At 42.6% G+C, this 14860-nt stretch carries 20 protein-coding genes; 6 read left to right on the forward strand and 14 right to left on the reverse strand.

Going from position 1 to position 14860, the window contains the following annotated elements; all coding sequences use genetic code 11:
• Positions 1-12: 12 nt before the first annotated feature.
• The 4 genes from MHZ92_RS06395 to MHZ92_RS06410 all read right to left on the reverse strand — a co-directional run bounded on the left by MHZ92_RS06395 (position 13) and on the right by MHZ92_RS06410 (position 4128).
• Positions 13-1128, reverse strand: a complete 1116-nt coding sequence (locus tag MHZ92_RS06395; protein WP_239430753.1) for a GAF domain-containing sensor histidine kinase — start codon at positions 1126-1128, stop codon at positions 13-15.
• A gap of 157 nt (positions 1129-1285) precedes the next feature.
• The gene (locus MHZ92_RS06400) at positions 1286-2494 is read right to left on the reverse strand and encodes an MFS transporter (protein WP_370644635.1); all 1209 of its coding nucleotides are present in this window, start codon (positions 2492-2494) and stop codon (positions 1286-1288) included.
• A gap of 232 nt (positions 2495-2726) precedes the next feature.
• Entirely contained in the window at positions 2727-3812 is a 1086-nt protein-coding gene (locus MHZ92_RS06405; protein ID WP_239430754.1) for an AI-2E family transporter, read from the reverse strand.
• Between the two features lie 127 nt (positions 3813-3939).
• The gene (locus MHZ92_RS06410; protein WP_239430755.1) at positions 3940-4128 is read right to left on the reverse strand and encodes a hypothetical protein; all 189 of its coding nucleotides are present in this window, start codon (positions 4126-4128) and stop codon (positions 3940-3942) included.
• 153 nt (positions 4129-4281) lie between these two features.
• Here MHZ92_RS06410 and MHZ92_RS06415 point away from each other — a divergent pair, with 153 nt between their 5' ends.
• Entirely contained in the window at positions 4282-5157 is an 876-nt protein-coding gene (locus tag MHZ92_RS06415) for a helix-turn-helix transcriptional regulator (protein ID WP_239430756.1), read from the forward strand.
• A gap of 61 nt (positions 5158-5218) precedes the next feature.
• On the opposite strand, the gene MHZ92_RS06420 is transcribed toward MHZ92_RS06415, so the two are convergent.
• From MHZ92_RS06420 to MHZ92_RS06430, 3 genes are all read right to left on the reverse strand, one after another.
• Positions 5219-6328, reverse strand: coding sequence for a DUF4179 domain-containing protein (locus MHZ92_RS06420; RefSeq protein WP_239430757.1), 1110 nt, complete (start codon positions 6326-6328; stop codon positions 5219-5221).
• Entirely contained in the window at positions 6325-6891 is a 567-nt protein-coding gene (locus tag MHZ92_RS06425; RefSeq protein WP_239430758.1) for a sigma-70 family RNA polymerase sigma factor, read from the reverse strand. Before MHZ92_RS06425 ends, MHZ92_RS06420 begins: the two co-directional genes overlap by 4 nt.
• Positions 6892-7062: 171 nt before the next feature.
• A complete protein-coding gene (locus MHZ92_RS06430; protein WP_239430759.1) occupies positions 7063-7911 on the reverse strand; it encodes a VOC family protein in 849 nt (282 codons plus the stop codon).
• A gap of 103 nt (positions 7912-8014) precedes the next feature.
• On the opposite strand from MHZ92_RS06430, the gene MHZ92_RS06435 reads away from it, so the two are divergent.
• Positions 8015-8347 carry a winged helix-turn-helix transcriptional regulator gene (locus MHZ92_RS06435; protein WP_239430760.1) on the forward strand — a complete coding sequence of 111 codons (333 nt, stop codon included), beginning with the start codon at positions 8015-8017 and terminating at the stop codon, positions 8345-8347.
• Between the two features lie 34 nt (positions 8348-8381).
• Here the strand turns inward: MHZ92_RS06435 and MHZ92_RS06440 are convergent, their stop codons facing one another.
• From MHZ92_RS06440 to fosB, 6 genes are all read right to left on the reverse strand, one after another.
• Positions 8382-8717 (reverse strand): L,D-transpeptidase, encoded by a 336-nt coding sequence (locus MHZ92_RS06440; protein ID WP_239430761.1) that lies wholly within the window; start codon positions 8715-8717, stop codon positions 8382-8384.
• Between the two features lie 188 nt (positions 8718-8905).
• Positions 8906-9433 (reverse strand): cysteine hydrolase family protein, encoded by a 528-nt coding sequence (locus MHZ92_RS06445; protein ID WP_239430762.1) that lies wholly within the window; start codon positions 9431-9433, stop codon positions 8906-8908.
• Positions 9430-9957, reverse strand: a complete 528-nt coding sequence (locus MHZ92_RS06450; RefSeq protein ID WP_239430763.1) for a topology modulation protein — start codon at positions 9955-9957, stop codon at positions 9430-9432. The genes MHZ92_RS06445 and MHZ92_RS06450 overlap by 4 nt, the downstream gene beginning before the upstream one ends.
• Positions 9954-10532 (reverse strand): nucleotidyltransferase domain-containing protein, encoded by a 579-nt coding sequence (locus MHZ92_RS06455; RefSeq protein ID WP_239430764.1) that lies wholly within the window; start codon positions 10530-10532, stop codon positions 9954-9956. The genes MHZ92_RS06450 and MHZ92_RS06455 overlap by 4 nt, the downstream gene beginning before the upstream one ends.
• Positions 10533-10640: 108 nt before the next feature.
• Positions 10641-11690 (reverse strand): ATP synthase beta subunit C-terminal domain-containing protein, encoded by a 1050-nt coding sequence (locus MHZ92_RS06460; protein WP_239430765.1) that lies wholly within the window; start codon positions 11688-11690, stop codon positions 10641-10643.
• Between the two features lie 110 nt (positions 11691-11800).
• Positions 11801-12226, reverse strand: coding sequence for a metallothiol transferase FosB (gene fosB, locus MHZ92_RS06465; RefSeq protein ID WP_239430861.1), 426 nt, complete (start codon positions 12224-12226; stop codon positions 11801-11803).
• Positions 12227-12366: 140 nt separating this feature from the next.
• Between fosB and MHZ92_RS06470 the strand changes: the two genes are divergently transcribed.
• The 3 genes from MHZ92_RS06470 (at position 12367) to MHZ92_RS06480 (ending at position 13978) form a co-directional block, all read left to right on the forward strand.
• A complete protein-coding gene (locus MHZ92_RS06470) occupies positions 12367-12507 on the forward strand; it encodes a hypothetical protein (RefSeq protein WP_239430766.1) in 141 nt (46 codons plus the stop codon).
• Positions 12508-12621: 114 nt separating this feature from the next.
• On the forward strand, positions 12622-12813 hold the full coding sequence (locus tag MHZ92_RS06475; protein ID WP_239430767.1) for a hypothetical protein: 192 nt from the start codon (positions 12622-12624) through the stop codon (positions 12811-12813).
• A 133-nt stretch (positions 12814-12946) separates the two neighbouring features.
• Positions 12947-13978 (forward strand): PQQ-dependent sugar dehydrogenase, encoded by a 1032-nt coding sequence (locus tag MHZ92_RS06480; RefSeq protein ID WP_239430768.1) that lies wholly within the window; start codon positions 12947-12949, stop codon positions 13976-13978.
• 26 nt (positions 13979-14004) lie between these two features.
• On the opposite strand, the gene MHZ92_RS06485 is transcribed toward MHZ92_RS06480, so the two are convergent.
• On the reverse strand, positions 14005-14400 hold the full coding sequence (locus tag MHZ92_RS06485) for a hypothetical protein (RefSeq protein WP_239430769.1): 396 nt from the start codon (positions 14398-14400) through the stop codon (positions 14005-14007).
• Positions 14401-14588: 188 nt separating this feature from the next.
• Here MHZ92_RS06485 and MHZ92_RS06490 point away from each other — a divergent pair, with 188 nt between their 5' ends.
• The gene (locus MHZ92_RS06490; protein ID WP_239430770.1) at positions 14589-14789 is read left to right on the forward strand and encodes a CsbD family protein; all 201 of its coding nucleotides are present in this window, start codon (positions 14589-14591) and stop codon (positions 14787-14789) included.
• The last annotated feature ends 71 nt before the right edge of the window (positions 14790-14860 follow it).

Here is a 14860-nt window from a genome sequence, read left to right on the forward strand (position 1 = left end):
TCCGTTCACCTCTCAATAGGGGATCCGGACTAATATTTCTGTCCCTCTCCCAATTTCACTGTCCCATTCAATTGAACCTCCTGCATTCTTTGCACGATCTTTCATGCTTTGCAAGCCCATAGAGGAAAGTCGAATTTTGTCATTGAATAAAAATCCATGACCAGCGTCTTTTATGACGAGTAATACATCCGTTTTCGTCACATTTAGAAATATTTCTGCGAAAGTAACACCGGCATGCTTTCGGATATTATTCAACGCTTCCTGCGAAATACGAAACAACGCCTCTTCTACACGTGCAGGTACATTCATGACGCCGGATACATTCGAATGCACGGTTAACCCTAACATTTCTCCGTATCCTTTGATTGCTTCAATCAACCCACTTTCCAGTCCGCTTGGACGAAGCTGCCATATTAATGCCCTCATTTCGTTTAACGCTTCCTGCGACAAATTCTGTATTTCCTTAAACGTCTCTTTGATGTCAGCCTGGGAAGTCATTTCTGCTCCGCCTCTTGCCGTCAACGTTACTGAAAATAAAAGCTGGTTGACCGAATCATGCAAGTCCTTTGCTAAACGATTCCTCTCTTGTAACAGTGCAATCTCCTGCTCTTGTTTTGTTAATAGAATTCGTTTAATTGCTGAACCTAATTGGAACGCCAGTGATTCAAGTAACGCAAGTTCACCCTTTGAATAACTGATCGTATTCGGCGAAGCGACATTCACTAACCCAAACCTTTCTTGACCCGATTGGAGCGGAACGGTAGCATGATGTGTAATTCCCGCATTGTCACCGATCTTTGCAGCAAGCACATTTTCAATACGTTGGCACTCAATAATATTCGACGCTTTCTCCAACTTGCCTTCACGGTATTTGGTTACACACCAACAGCCTCCATTTTTCAATTGGCTGCATCCATTTTGCGCGAGTGCTTCAGGTAGATTTTCACTAACAATTAGCTGCTGCTTACCGCTATCAGAAATGAAAAATATCCAACCCGTTTCAAATTTTGTTCCTTGCAAAAACTTTCGAAGGGCACCTGACAGCATCGTCTCTATTTCAGTTTCCTCATTGATAAACTCGGCAATTTCCTTTAGTAATCGGACATTCAAAAATTCTGTTGGATGCATAGCAACGCCTCCATTTCCTTCTATACTTCATATGATAGCACTCAATGAATCTACCCGCCCCATACTTTTGACTGAATATTCCCTTCGACATTTTCGGCATGATGAATAAATAGAAAACAGGGCTTGCCACATTCTACGGCTGCCCTGCTTTAATTCACTATGATTTTTTCATTCGCCTGAAGCGAATCATCCCTACATACACAATCGGCAACACTGCCGTAAATGCAATGAGTCCGCTCCATCCTAAGGACTCGTATAATGGGCTGAGAAAGGTACTTCCCATCGCCACACCGATGTAATAGGAAACTAAATAGAGGCTTGAAGCACTCCCCTTATGGTGGGTCGCTTCCTTGCTGACAGAAGCTGCCGTCAATGAATGGGCGATGAAAAACCCTAAAGAGGCGACACAGAGTCCGATAATAATGTTGGCAAGGGGCAACAACATGGTCATACCAAATCCTAAAGAGAGCAATATGACCCCTACACGCCTGACATTCCGGAGACCAAATTTTCCTGCGAACCATCCTGCAAGTGGGGCACCGACAATTCCAAAACCATATGCCAAGTAAAAATAAGAAATTGTCTCAAGTGATAATGAATACGGCGGCTCGATCAAATGAAACGGTAAATACGTCCACACTCCAGTGAATGAGAGCTGGAGGGCGATGCCTAAACCGAAAACGACTAGCAATGAAGGATTTTTCAGATGAAAGACAATCCCTTCGATATCTATCGCAAAAGGCGTATCACTCGGCACGAAATTTCTCGACTTCGGAAGTGTCAATAATAAGATAATGAATAAGAGCGTTCCAAAAACCGAAAGAATATATAGAGAAACTTGCCACGAAGAATGTTCACTTATGAACCCCGTCATAAAACGGCCAAGCATCCCTCCAATACCATTAAAAGATATGTAGAGGGCAGTCGCGAGACTCGTAAACTGCTTTTGTATTTCCTCACTAATATAGGCGAGCGCGGCAGCCGGTACGCCAGCGAGCGCAAACCCTTGTATAAAGCGAAGAATGACAATGAATAGGAATGAATCCGTATTTGCAATCAGTAGAAATGGAATAACCGACCCAATCAAGGAAAGGTATATGTACATATTCCGCCCGTTCCGATCCGAAAAGAAACCGAGTACGACGAGTCCGATGATGAGCCCGATTGTCGTCATTGACATTGCCGTACTGGCATAAGAAATTGATATGCCAAATTCGTTTGTGAATAAAGGAAGGAGTGGTTGGATTCCATACATTGATGCAAAGATGAACGTAGAGGCCAACCCCAAGCCGATCACGATTTTCCAAAATTGCAGATCCCTTACCGTATAACCGTCATGTTGCATTCCGCCACATCCAGTCGTCAATCTATTTGCTCTTATTATACCATTTGAAATCTTTTGTGTTTGAGGGTTTTCCAGGAAACATCACGACCGCCTGATAACTCCCCCGAACCGCCAATGCAACTCAATAACCGCCTGATGTCTTGTTAGAACCGCCTAATAACCTACTCAAACCGCCTAATACACCACCACGAAAAAAGCAGATGAAGAAAAATGCATTGCATTCCTTCATCTGCTTCATATAAATCATAGAGCCTTACACATTCTTTGTTGCAGCATGTTTAATTTTCCGTCGCTGTTCATAAATATTTCGTACAATCACTTTCCCTACCGCATATGTCGGGATAGCGACAATGATGCCTAGGAAACCGGCTATATTACCCGCTGCCAAGATGATGGTGATAACGGTGAGCGGATGGATGTCGAGCGATTTCCCCATGATGTTCGGCGTGATTAGGTTACTTTCAATCTGCTGGACAACGAGCGTGACAATCGCGACACCGATGACAGGCTTTAGGTCAAAATTATCCATATATGCGATGATAAGAGCCGGTGTAACAGCAATCCACGGACCGATGAATGGGATTAGGTTCATGAATAATGCGAATATCGCAAGGAGCAATGCGTATTCCAGACCTATGATCTTATATCCGATGAATAAGAGAACTGCCAGGATTGTACTGATTAGAAATTGCCCTTGAATATAAGAACGCAGCACATTATCAATGTCACTCAAAGTTTTTTTAACCCATTCACGGCGTTCCCCGCTAAAAAGGTTATAGATGATTGGTGCGAATTTTTCATGGTCCTTCAGCATGAAGATGAAGAAGAACGGCACCAATACGAGCAGGAACATCGCTTGGAAGAAGGATTGTAAAAATTGTACGATCCATTTTCCGAAGTTCACCGCAATTGTCTGAAGTGAGTTCACGGCACTGTCAATGGATCCTTGCAAGCTCTCAGGCAATTCGTACTCAAGTTGCATGACCTTATCTACCGTATCCTCAAAGTCCTCCGCCAATGCCGGTGCATTTTCGACGAGGTTATTCACCTGTTTCGACACAGGCGGACCTATGATAGAAATGAAAGTCCAAATAATGAGTGCAAGTCCCGCCAAAATAATAAGGATACTCCCCCATCGTGCGATATTACGACTTTCAAGGAAACGCTGAATCGGTTCCGTCATGTAGTAAAGCACACCACCGAGCAATAGCGGTAAAATGATCGCTTTAATTATGATAACAACCGGCGCAAATAAGAAACTGATCTCCATAAAATATTTAATGATGAGTATGGCTAATAAAATACCTACGCCAACTTGGAACCAAAGCTTCTTCGTCAATTTCCCACGTCCTTTACCGTTCAAGTACTAATAATTTAAGTATACGGTTAAATACGTACGGTGTCGAAAGAAGTTTCATTTATGTAAGATTCTTTGTTAGTAAATTTGTTTGTCGCTCTGTACTCTATTACTCTTTATTTGCCTCTCTTTTAGACAACCCAAAACAACTAATAAATACAAGTAAGAATAAAATGATCTTTCTTATCTCCAAAAAGCTTGGTATTTCTTTAGTAAATACGAATTGGATAAGACTATGCACACCTACGACTAAGATAGCCACTAACATACTCCCAATGACGATGTTGACGTTTTTCATAAGTATCTCCTCCTCTATTTTCTTTCCTTAACGATAATAAAGGGTATCATTTTTATTTTGATTAAAATCGCGGTGTAGAAATTTGGAAGTCGCAATTTTGATCAAAATCAGTGTACTTTCCTACGTTATAATTTTGATAAAGGGGGAGGGGTTATGGAAGACGAACAAATTATCCAACGAACAGTCGAATGGATCGAAGAAAATCTTCATGAGGATATCCAACTGGCAGACGTAGCTAGTTTTACTGGCTATTCAAAGTTTCATTTCCATAGGATATTTCAATCCGTTTTGAATATGAGTGTTGATCAATACATTCGCTCACGCAGACTGGCAGCATCAGCTGTTTTATTAATCCATTCGGATGAACGGATTATTGATATTGCCATTAATGCTTTATTCAGCTCCCAAGAAGCATTCAGCCGAGCATTTAAGAAAATATATCATTTAGCACCAGGTGAATACCGAAGGATTATGAGGAGCGTTACATTCAAACAAGAGGAGGAATTTTTTATGCTAGAAATGAAAGGCTGGTTATTAAGCGGGAGTCACCCACATCACTTCAGGATGGGGATTGACCGACACGTTGTACATACAGGAAGGGCTTCTGGATACATCCGGTCAGAATTTGTGACTGGACATGAAGAATTTGCAACGATGATGCAGCAATTTAAAGCAGACAACTATATTGGCAAACGAATAAAGCTTTCCTGTTTTCTTAAATGTGAAGACGTAGAACAATTTGCAGGCGCATGGATGCGCATCGACAATCAATTAGGGGATGTACTTCAATTCGATAATATGAGCAATCGCCCTCTCCAAGGGACGCTCGACTGGAATTACTATTCTCTTGTTCTCGACGTTCCACCCGAAAGCAAGACCATCTCTTTCGGAGTACTGTTGCAAGGGAAAGGAAAGCTATGGGCAAATCAATTTCAATTCGAAGAAGCCCCGGAAAACATCTCTACTACGAATTTGGAAATAATGCCCGAGCTACTGGATGAACCGGTCAATCTGTCATTTGAAGAATAAAAAAATGGACCAAGGCTCCAGGATGCGCCAAGGTCCATATTTTCGTTCGCTCTATAATCGATCACTTTACAAGTTCAACAACAATGTCATCCATTTGAAACTCCTCAGTGCCCTTTCCTTCCTTCGTTGGAATGGAGATGGCCTTCGTTTCTCCGTCCGCCGTAATTTCGACGCCGCCATGATTCTCAGGCGTATATTCAACCAATCTAACTGTAGGCGTAATGATGAGTTTTGTCGCGTCAGGATCGAGCTTTTTAAACGTCTTACTCCAATGTATGTGATTTTCCTGACCAAATCCACCGTTCCCATCACCCGCGTAATGGTTGCCCAAGTCATCTTGAATATCGATTTCAACATCGACACCATGCCATTTATCGAGTACTTCTTTGGAAACCAATTGATCATAATACACGATGAAAGACATCGGCGTAACCGTAATTTTATCAACGTTTACAGTTACACCATTTTGTTCTGTGCCTTGATCAACGAGTTGAACTTCATTATCCGATGCTTGCAAAGAAAGGGAAAAGTTCCAGGTCCCTTTGATCTTTTCTTCTGTACCGCCAATGGAAATGCTATCCACCCTCCATTTCACTTTCACAGTATCCAGGTCCTTCTCATCCAATCTGCTGCCCGTAATCAATCCGACGTATTGATTTTTCCCCACTTTAGAAATCTGGTCACTTCCCGAACCACCGCTCGTATTTTTAATATCCAAGTAGCTGCCAATGAACGGTTGATCACCCAAATCCTTCTCGCTTTCGATCGAATAGGTCAACAATACGGTTTTCCCATCGTAAATAGCATCATTGATTGTGATTGTAACGCCATTACTTTCCTTCGTCATGTTCACCGTACTTGAATATTCCTGATAATTATCATAGATTCCTGTTCTCCCATTGTCCAGAAACCTGAAAATATCGCCGATAACAGGTACATTCCCCGCATAAGCCGGAAAGGCAATACCAAGTGCGGAAACTGATAAACCACCTATAACGACAGCCGCTACGACTTTCATTTTCCAACCATGTCGCTTCCTCTTTTTACGAAGCGCCATTTTTACTTCCTTTTTCACTTTTGCCTTATCAAACTCGCTAATTTCGATATCCTCTACTTCACTTTCATCAAAGTCCAGGTCATTTAACAATTGATAAATATCTTTTTCCTTCATAATACATAACCTCCCGCACCCAGATTCTTTGCTTCTTTAAACAGTTTCTTTTTTCCTCTGAACAACCGATTGTCAATCGCCGTTATACTGAGGCCCGTTTTCCGTGAGATATCCGCCGTCTTGTAACCTAAGAAGAATTTCATTAAAAAAATGTCTCTATCCAACGGTTCCAATTGATTGATTAGCGTAATCAGTTCCGTTTTATCTTCCGCTCTGATCAATTCTTCTTCCACTGACATTTCAGCGTTCATGTCCATATTTTCGGAGGAAACCTCCATTCGTTTCGTTGCCCTGCGATAGTAATCAATCGATTTGTATTTCGCAATCGCGCAAATCCATTTCTTAAAATCCGTAGAATCCCCACGGAATTTGTCCGCATTGTCCCAAATAGATAGGAAAACATCATTGACACATTCATCCACTAGTCCTTCATTTCCAAGCGGAGAAAGTACTTTGTTTGTGATGCCTTTTATTAAAGGCAAATAAGTATCGATGATGAATTCCAATGCGTCTTCCTTCTGTTTCTGCAATCGTCTAATAAAGTTCTCACTAGTAGATTTCATTTACAATTCCCCTTACATTTTGTAAAAGCTTTTACACCTTATACAACGAGCAAAAAAATATTATCTCTCTATGTACATTACTTTTTATAGTTTAACAAATAAAAAATCGACTCCCGCAGATGTGGGAATCGATTCTTCATTTTTTATCATAAGTATGCTCATATTCTTTTATTAACGGTGAATACGTAGAACAATTCCATTCCCCGCCGGATCTTCTGTTACGAAATGACTAGCTTTTGATTGTACAGTAGCGCCAAGCCCTTCGATTTTTCCGATAGCCGCAGCCAGTGTCGCTTCGTCAGGATACACGAGCGTATAAGCTTCGAGTCCGGCACTTTCTTTTGACGGACGTGGTGCGCCTGCTCCGTTCCACGTATTTAGTCCGAGATGATGATGGTACTTGCCTGTTGACATAAATAGCGCTTGTGGGTAATGTGTAACCACTTCGAAGCCTAATGCTTCGTAGAAAGTTTGTGTCTCAGGAAGGTTTGCGACATGTAGATGGACGTGCCCCATGATCGTTCCTTCTGGTAGACCATCCCATTCTTCATTTCCGCTTGCTTCGACAATCGCTTGTGCGTCAAGCGGGTCCGTGCTCATTGCAACAAAACCGTTCTGCCAAGCCCACTCTTCCGGTTCCCGGTCACGATAAATCTCGATTCCGTTTCCGTCAGGATCTGATAAGTACAACGCTTCACTCACGAGGTGATCTGAAGCCCCTAGGCGTACATTGTTTTTTGAAAAATGTTTAATCGCCTTTCCGAGATCCGCGCGTGTTGGCAATAGAAGTGCTAAATGGTATAGACCCGTGCGTCTTGGTTCTTTCGGAAAAATTTGTTCCGGTTGTTCGAGTATAATTAATGGCGTTTTGCCATCTGCAGTTAGTTCAACCCGGTTGCCTTCCTTCTTCAACACATCAAATCCGATGATTTCTGTGTAAAAGTTTGTCAATTTATCCAAATCAGTTACTCTCAATAGAACTTCTCCCGTATATACGTGAGGTGGTTGATGAAATTTCATTTTTCATTCCTCCTGGAAAGTTACTTACTTTATGTAACTAACTTTATATGTTATGATAGGGATTGTCAATAAAAAACGTTTTTACTTGAAAGGATAATGGCATATGAATGAATTCGAGCTTTGTCCACGCTTTGAAAAAGCGGTTTCCATCCTAAGCCAACGATGGACTGCATTGATTTTATATCAGCTCATGACAGGTCCTCAGCGGTTCTGTACGATGACCGATAAATTGGGCGTGAGCGGAAAAACATTGACGGAACGATTAAAGGATCTAGAGCAGCGCGGCTTTATCATACGAGAAGTATACCCAGAAACTCCGGTACGAATCGAATATTCCTTAACGGAAAAGGGAAAGTCGTTGATGCCGATTATGAAGGAAATTGAAAGCTGGGCGAAGGAATGGATTGAACCTGAAGTAGCTGACACAATAAAATGAAGCCGATTGCACTTGTTGCAACCGGCTCCTTTTCTTATCTACGAATTCTGACAGTCGTTCCTAATAGCACGAGTGTAGACAGTTCCAGCACATCTTCGTTATGCATCCGGATGCATCCATGTGATACGTTTTTTCCGATGGATGAAGGATTATTGGTTCCATGGATTCCATAATGGGGTCTGGACAGCCCCATCCAAAATGCACCGAACGGGCCGCCGGGATTTAGCTGTTTATTGATAATTGTATATATCCCGACCGGTGTAGCCGTCACCATCCTTCCAACGGCAATCGGATATTTTCTTATGGCTCGCTGCCCGTCAAACAGTGTTAATTCATGTTTTTTTGTGGAGATATCAATCCAACGCACCATCATGATCCCGCCTTTGTGTAAAGGGATTGTTTTTATAGGATACGTAGGTGAAATTCAATGGGCTGGGCGCACGGGATATATTGCTTTGGACGTGCGAGGAGACCCTTTGGACGCAGGACTGCTCACTTTTGACACGCGGCGGCCATACTTAAAATGCCGATTGCTGAAGAGCAATCGGCAACCATTTTTCATTCATTAAATTGTATAGCATTCGTTTCCTTGATGCGCGCAAACCATTTGAGAACTCGATTATGATGATCGATAATTTGTTGAGCGGAAAGGCTACCGGAATTCCACGTACTATGCGCATCTGCGACCAACGTGACATCATAGCCCATACTGAAAGCCCTCCTGCACGTTGTATCTACGCATACCTCAGTTTGAATACCTGCGAGAACAAGTCGTTCAATCTTTTGATTTTGCAGTTGCTCTTCAAAATCTGTTTTGTAAAATGAATCCGGTGTTGTCTTTTGAATGATGGTGTCATCCTCTGCAGGTGCGATTTCAGGATGTACTTCCCACCCATAAGTTCCGTTTTCCAATGGTTGCCCCACTGCTTCATTATGTTGAACGAAAAAGACTGGCGCTCCACTCATTCTCGCCTTTGCTAGTAAATCTTTAATGTTTCGAAGCAAGACCTCCCCCTGGTAAACCGGGTCCTCTTCCATGAACATCGCATTTTGTACATCAATAATGACAAGTCCTGTCTTCTTCATTCCCCTTTGCCCCCTTTGAAAGTCGATAAGAATCCCTCGATTTGTGCAGCCGAATTCAAATAGTGCACGGTTTTCCCCTCATTCGCATAGCGTTGCAGTCGTTTAAGCATGTTCTTTTTCCGTCGACTGTACGTTGTGACAATGAACTTTAGGAATGCCCAGTCAATTTTCTCAGGGCAACCTGGGGTCAAGTCTTCCCGGGTTTTTCCGCGATATTGAATGCGTCGCTTGACGACTCGATAGAGACATATACGCATTGGTAATTCTAAGTAAATGACCGTGTCTGCGTGTGGTTCCCGAATGTCAATAGTGGACGTATAATTGCCTTCGATGATCCATCGATCCCGTTTGACAATTTCGTGTTGTGCTGCTGAAAATTCCTCAGCGGGGGCTTCGACCCAGCCGGGCTTCCAATAGTGGCGATCCAAATGAGTGACCTCCATACCTGTCAACTCTCCTAACATGCGAGCAAATGTCGACTTCCCGACACCTGGAGAAACGCCGATGACCATGACTCGGTTCATACTACTACACCTCGCAACTGGGATATCCATGCATGGCCAGGTACATGCGTTTCCAGCGCATGGCAAAGCCATTGCCGATCTTTAACGCTTAACAAGTTCTTCATAGCTTGAAAATCTGCATGATCCTTCTCTCGAGCAATTTTCGCTTTGTATAAAAGGACAACTGCCGGGTGCAAGAATGGAATGCCTTCCTCGGATGTTAAAAATAACGTAGAACTTGGGAAAGTAATTGTCGGATTCCGTCTAAAAACCCACCGATCTTCTTGCACTTCATTCAACAACACTTCCAAGCGCTCCCCGCTCTTTCCATGGAAACCGTGCAACTCGTGGATTGGCAACTCCAACGGCTCCGATTCCCAATCAACCAGTTCACCTTTTACTACTTTTTGAAAGGACCAACCGTTCAATCCATGCTTCATCCTCTGTTGATCTTCCCGAAGGATGGCGATTTCGATGTCCGAATGATCCCGTGTTTCATTCCCGACAAAGAGATCAATTGCCCATCCCCCCGCTATCCCCCAAGGATGATCGTAGCCATCCATCCATTCCACTACCTTTTGACATGACCGAAACATTCGCATCCCCCCTACAATATTTCACGCAAAAAAAGGAGCGACACAGTCACTCCCTTGAAAATCTTACCTCTTATTTTATCCGAACCACGCTACGCTTACAAACTATTCTTATAACTTTCCGATATAACTTAGACTTTCCACATCTTGCGAATCAAACGAGCCATCTAATATCGCCTGTACGTCTTTCAATGTGTCTTGTAGACTTACCGATTGTCCTTTTTGCCCAGTGTACTCTTCTGCCACATAGAACGGTTGGGTCAAATATGCTTCTAAACGTTCTCCACGCTTATACGTTTGCACTTCGGAAGGCGGTAGCTTTCCTTCGCCACCTACAGTAACAAGTGAACGCAATTCCCGGTAACGGCGTAATAACTTTTGGGCTCTTTGTTGAATGAAGAAATGATTTTGATCCATATGTGAACCTTCCAGGACAGATGAAGTGGAAGCGATCGGGTTGACGGCAGGATATCGACGCCTTGCCGCTAAATCGAAGTCGAACTGCCAGAGTGTTTCAAGTGGACCATACGGAAGTTCTTCATCTACCGCCTCTCCCGATAAATCCAATAGGAACGTCGTAACGGAATCTATTCCAATTTGCTGTAAACGCTCTTGCAACTCGTAGATTCCACCAGTCACCACATGACTTTTATCTGCTGCAAACGCAATTTCCTTTTCAACACCGAGGGCTGCTATCTTCTCATATGTTTCGTCAATCGTTTTTGTTGTAATATCTACATTTTCCAATATATCTTCCAACTCAGGGTAATTTCCTTCAGGTATTAGCAGGAAAGTCGTATAGCCAGCGTTTTTCAACCGATAAAATAATTCACTGAGAACAACGAGTTGACCCATTTGTTTCCGAGCGACCAAGCCAACTGTCCCCCCTTTTGCTAACGGTGCGAATAAATCCAACGTTTTAATCTTCGTTTCAATCATTTCAATCTTCTCCCCCCGAATGATCAATTCGTCCAAACTGCATTCCGCCAAATCTGCAAGTGCTACGAGCGTCCTTACTTCAGATTTACCGACCGAAATTTTTCCTGTACATAAATTCGAAACTGTCGCAGGCCGAAGACCGACTGATTTCGCTGCACTCGTTAAATTCGGTACTTTTCTCCTCAATAAAGCAACATTTAACCGAAGATTGTCTTTTTCCATATTTTCCACCCCTTACTTTGTATAGTAATTTATTTTATGCCATAAAGCAATAAAAATTTACTCTTTAGCGTAATTTATTTTTCAATAATAAAAATTTCTCCTAAGCTGAACTATTTCCCCTGGAAAAACTCCATATGCGGCTTCGCTTCCTCATAATAATTGATTCGTTCTTGTAAAGTCCCGGAATGGAATTCAAACTTATGGCCATCCGGATCTTCAAAGTAAATGGACTTCTTATCACGTGGATCACGTTCACGGCTTGGCAACATGGAAACGTTTAGGGACTTTAATTTACGCTCCACATCTTCCATATCGCCATCTTCAACAGAAAATGCGATATGTGTATAAGATTGTCGAATTTCATTGCGCGGGATGTCCTTCTCAACGTTCAATGCAAACCATATTCCGTTTATATCTAAATAAGCCGTCGTTCTCCCTTTTACGAGTAGCTTTCCGTCAAACACTTTTTCATAAAAGGTAATGGATCGGTCCAAGTCCTTTACAGAAAACAGAAAATGGTTAATGCCTTTAATCATGCTCAAATTCATCATCTCCTTGTGTAAATTTCATTCTGGATGGATTGCGTCAAATCCTTTATTTACAAAAACGGATAGAAAATACAAAGTGGGGAATCTTAACGGTGATCCAAAATTTTAGTGAGGAAGGTGACGTTTTTATGAATAGAATGGCGATAGCAGCATTAGGTATCGGAGCGGCATTACTGATGGGAAATAAAAATGTCCGTGGAAAGCTGATGAAGCAGGTTCAATCTCTCGCAGGACCATTCACCTCAAAAAATGGATCATACCCTTCATAAAAATCTTTCTCACTGGAAAATCGGCATCCTTTACGGGTGTCGATTTTTTTAGTTGTTTATACTCTCCTAAATCGGGGGAAATAATTTCTAAGCTTAAAATAGGAGGGAGCAAACATGAACAAAAAGATGGCATTAGCCGCTCTTGGTTTAGGTGCAGCCTATTTGATGAGGAACAAGGATGCTCGAAATAAATTATCGAAGCAATTCGATTCGTTCGGATCTACGCCGATGAGAGGACAAAAAGGTTCCCGTACAACAAATGCCTCGGGTCGGAATAAAGGATTACTGGGTAATTTATTTAGCTGATGACGCTACTAAACAGGAGAGAGTGCATTTCAATGGCACTCTCTCCTGTTTTATTCATTCGCAGCAACATTGCACCTTTCGTATACTAGCAGTATATTGTTCAAAACAAGGCGTTTGAAAGGGGAGCTTTCTATTGAAACGGTTCGCGTTATTCATGTTCCTCATTTTCTTGGCAGGTTGTTCATCAAACAGTGAAACCATTACAACGACTTCCGTTACTGAACGATTGGCTTCAAATTTAGAGTCTCCTTGGTCCATTGCTTCGGACGGTACCCGCTTTTTCATTTCGGAACGGAATGGAGCGATTGTAAGGATTGAGGAGGATGGTCAGACAATTCGGGAGGAAGTGCATCTTTCCGAACGGCTGTCAAACGCTGCAGAAGCGGGGCTGCTCGGGTTTGTTCTTCAAGATGATTTCAATGAGTCGGGACTCGCCTATGCTTATTACACGTATGACGCAAACGGATCGCCCGTTAACCGAATTGTTACCTTGAAGTACGCTGATGGGGAATGGACGGAGACGGATATCCTTTTAGATGGGATTGAATCCGGGCGAGTCCATCATGGCGGAAGGTTGGCATTGTCCCCAGATGGAGTCCTTTTTGCAACGATTGGTGACGGAGCCGTACCTGAAAATGCACAAAACCCCGATTTGCTCAATGGCAAGATTGTGATGCTTCAAGATGATGGAACGTTCAGCGTTGTCAGCATGGGACATCGAAATCCTCAAGGGATTGCTTGGAGTGCGGAGGGGGAACTTTATTCTTCGGAGCATGGACCGTCCGCCAATGATGAAATTAATAAGATTGTGCAAGGCGAAAATTATGGATGGCCAGTCATTGAAGGAAATGAGAGCAAGGAAGGGATGCAACGTCCATTGCTTACATCCGGTTCCAATGAGACGTGGGCACCGTCCGGTATGACGTTTCATAAAGGATTGCTATATGTAGCTGCACTTCGTGGCAAAGCCATACTAGTGATCGACCCGGAACGCATGGAAATAATCGACAAAATTGAAGGATTTGGCCGTATCCGGGATGTCTACTCCGATGGCGAATCGCTGTTTTTCATAACAAACAACACGGACGGCCGGGGAAACCCATCCGAACTGGACGATGGGTTCTTTACAATTCAATCCGAAAAAATGGTGATTATTAAAGAATAAGGCGGGTGGTTAATCGACTTCCGCCTTCATCTATCAAATCCTAAAATAGGAACACGGTCTTCTAAAATCGTAACTTCCTCAATGGGAATGTCAATCCGGAACTCATCCTTGCCGGAAGGAGTTACCGCGACTTTCTTTTGCGCAAACGGGTTATTCGTCACGAGCGTCACCATACCGGTTTTCTTTTCATAACTCTCTATCGCAAATCGATAACCTGATAACATGGCATATGGGAACACTTCATAGGCATCTTCCAGTTCATCTATGCTGACTTCCTTAAAAAAGCTGCCACTCGTGCCCATTTCAGTAAACCCCATTTCCTTATCTTCAGGTTTCTCCGATTCCAAATAATAGTTACGTCGTTGGGATACGATGGGATATTCTTTACCGTTCCAAATAGCAAAACGACCCTTTCTTATCATTCCAACTCCTCCAAAAAGTGCGTATGTATTCTACTATTATATAAATATACTATAAATCGGTAGGTTATTTTATCCAATTTTTCATCATAATTTTTAGGGACTTTCCACTCTCGCCAAGTCTTCTTGACGTTTGTCTTTTTTCCCTACGGGGTATGGAAAAACTACTACTCTTTAAGGAGGTTTTCATTATGAAAGAAAGAGGATACTCAGAAAAACTCAAAGGTACAGTGAATAAAGTCAAGGGAGAAGCAAAGGACCAATTCGGCAATGCAACAGATGATGCAATGCTGCAGGCGGAAGGCAAATTGGATAAATTGAAAGGCGAAGCGCAACAGGATATTGGTGAATTCAAGGACCGTTTCGGCAATTTCAAAAACCAACGTCGCTAAATAGAGAGATTCCCAGCCTGATTGAAAACGCTTGTCAAGGAAGGCAACCTAAGAGCGCCACGTCCTGTGGC

Source organism: Sporosarcina sp. ACRSL (assembly GCF_022346605.1).
Classification (GTDB): Bacteria; Bacillota; Bacilli; order Bacillales_A; family Planococcaceae; genus Sporosarcina.

Excerpts from the sequence above, each read along its gene's own strand:
- MHZ92_RS06490 (WP_239430770.1), top strand. The coding sequence starts at position 14,589 with ATGAAAGAAAGAGGATACTCAGAAAAACTCAAAGGTACAGTGAATAAA.
- fosB (WP_239430861.1), bottom strand. The coding sequence starts at position 12,226 with ATGATTAAAGGCATTAACCATTTTCTGTTTTCTGTAAAGGACTTGGAC.
- MHZ92_RS06435 (WP_239430760.1), top strand. The coding sequence starts at position 8,015 with ATGAATGAATTCGAGCTTTGTCCACGCTTTGAAAAAGCGGTTTCCATC.
- MHZ92_RS06410 (WP_239430755.1), bottom strand. The coding sequence starts at position 4,128 with ATGAAAAACGTCAACATCGTCATTGGGAGTATGTTAGTGGCTATCTTA.
- MHZ92_RS06470 (WP_239430766.1), top strand. The coding sequence starts at position 12,367 with ATGAATAGAATGGCGATAGCAGCATTAGGTATCGGAGCGGCATTACTG.
- MHZ92_RS06430 (WP_239430759.1), bottom strand. The coding sequence starts at position 7,911 with ATGAAATTTCATCAACCACCTCACGTATATACGGGAGAAGTTCTATTG.
- MHZ92_RS06445 (WP_239430762.1), bottom strand. The coding sequence starts at position 9,433 with ATGAAGAAGACAGGACTTGTCATTATTGATGTACAAAATGCGATGTTC.
- MHZ92_RS06395 (WP_239430753.1), bottom strand. The coding sequence starts at position 1,128 with ATGCATCCAACAGAATTTTTGAATGTCCGATTACTAAAGGAAATTGCC.
- MHZ92_RS06425 (WP_239430758.1), bottom strand. The coding sequence starts at position 6,891 with ATGAAATCTACTAGTGAGAACTTTATTAGACGATTGCAGAAACAGAAG.
- MHZ92_RS06415 (WP_239430756.1), top strand. The coding sequence starts at position 4,282 with ATGGAAGACGAACAAATTATCCAACGAACAGTCGAATGGATCGAAGAA.
- MHZ92_RS06460 (WP_239430765.1), bottom strand. The coding sequence starts at position 11,690 with ATGGAAAAAGACAATCTTCGGTTAAATGTTGCTTTATTGAGGAGAAAA.
- MHZ92_RS06440 (WP_239430761.1), bottom strand. The coding sequence starts at position 8,717 with ATGGTGCGTTGGATTGATATCTCCACAAAAAAACATGAATTAACACTG.
- MHZ92_RS06485 (WP_239430769.1), bottom strand. The coding sequence starts at position 14,400 with ATGATAAGAAAGGGTCGTTTTGCTATTTGGAACGGTAAAGAATATCCC.
- MHZ92_RS06475 (WP_239430767.1), top strand. The coding sequence starts at position 12,622 with ATGAACAAAAAGATGGCATTAGCCGCTCTTGGTTTAGGTGCAGCCTAT.
- MHZ92_RS06420 (WP_239430757.1), bottom strand. The coding sequence starts at position 6,328 with ATGAAGGAAAAAGATATTTATCAATTGTTAAATGACCTGGACTTTGAT.
- MHZ92_RS06455 (WP_239430764.1), bottom strand. The coding sequence starts at position 10,532 with ATGTTTCGGTCATGTCAAAAGGTAGTGGAATGGATGGATGGCTACGAT.
- MHZ92_RS06450 (WP_239430763.1), bottom strand. The coding sequence starts at position 9,957 with ATGAACCGAGTCATGGTCATCGGCGTTTCTCCAGGTGTCGGGAAGTCG.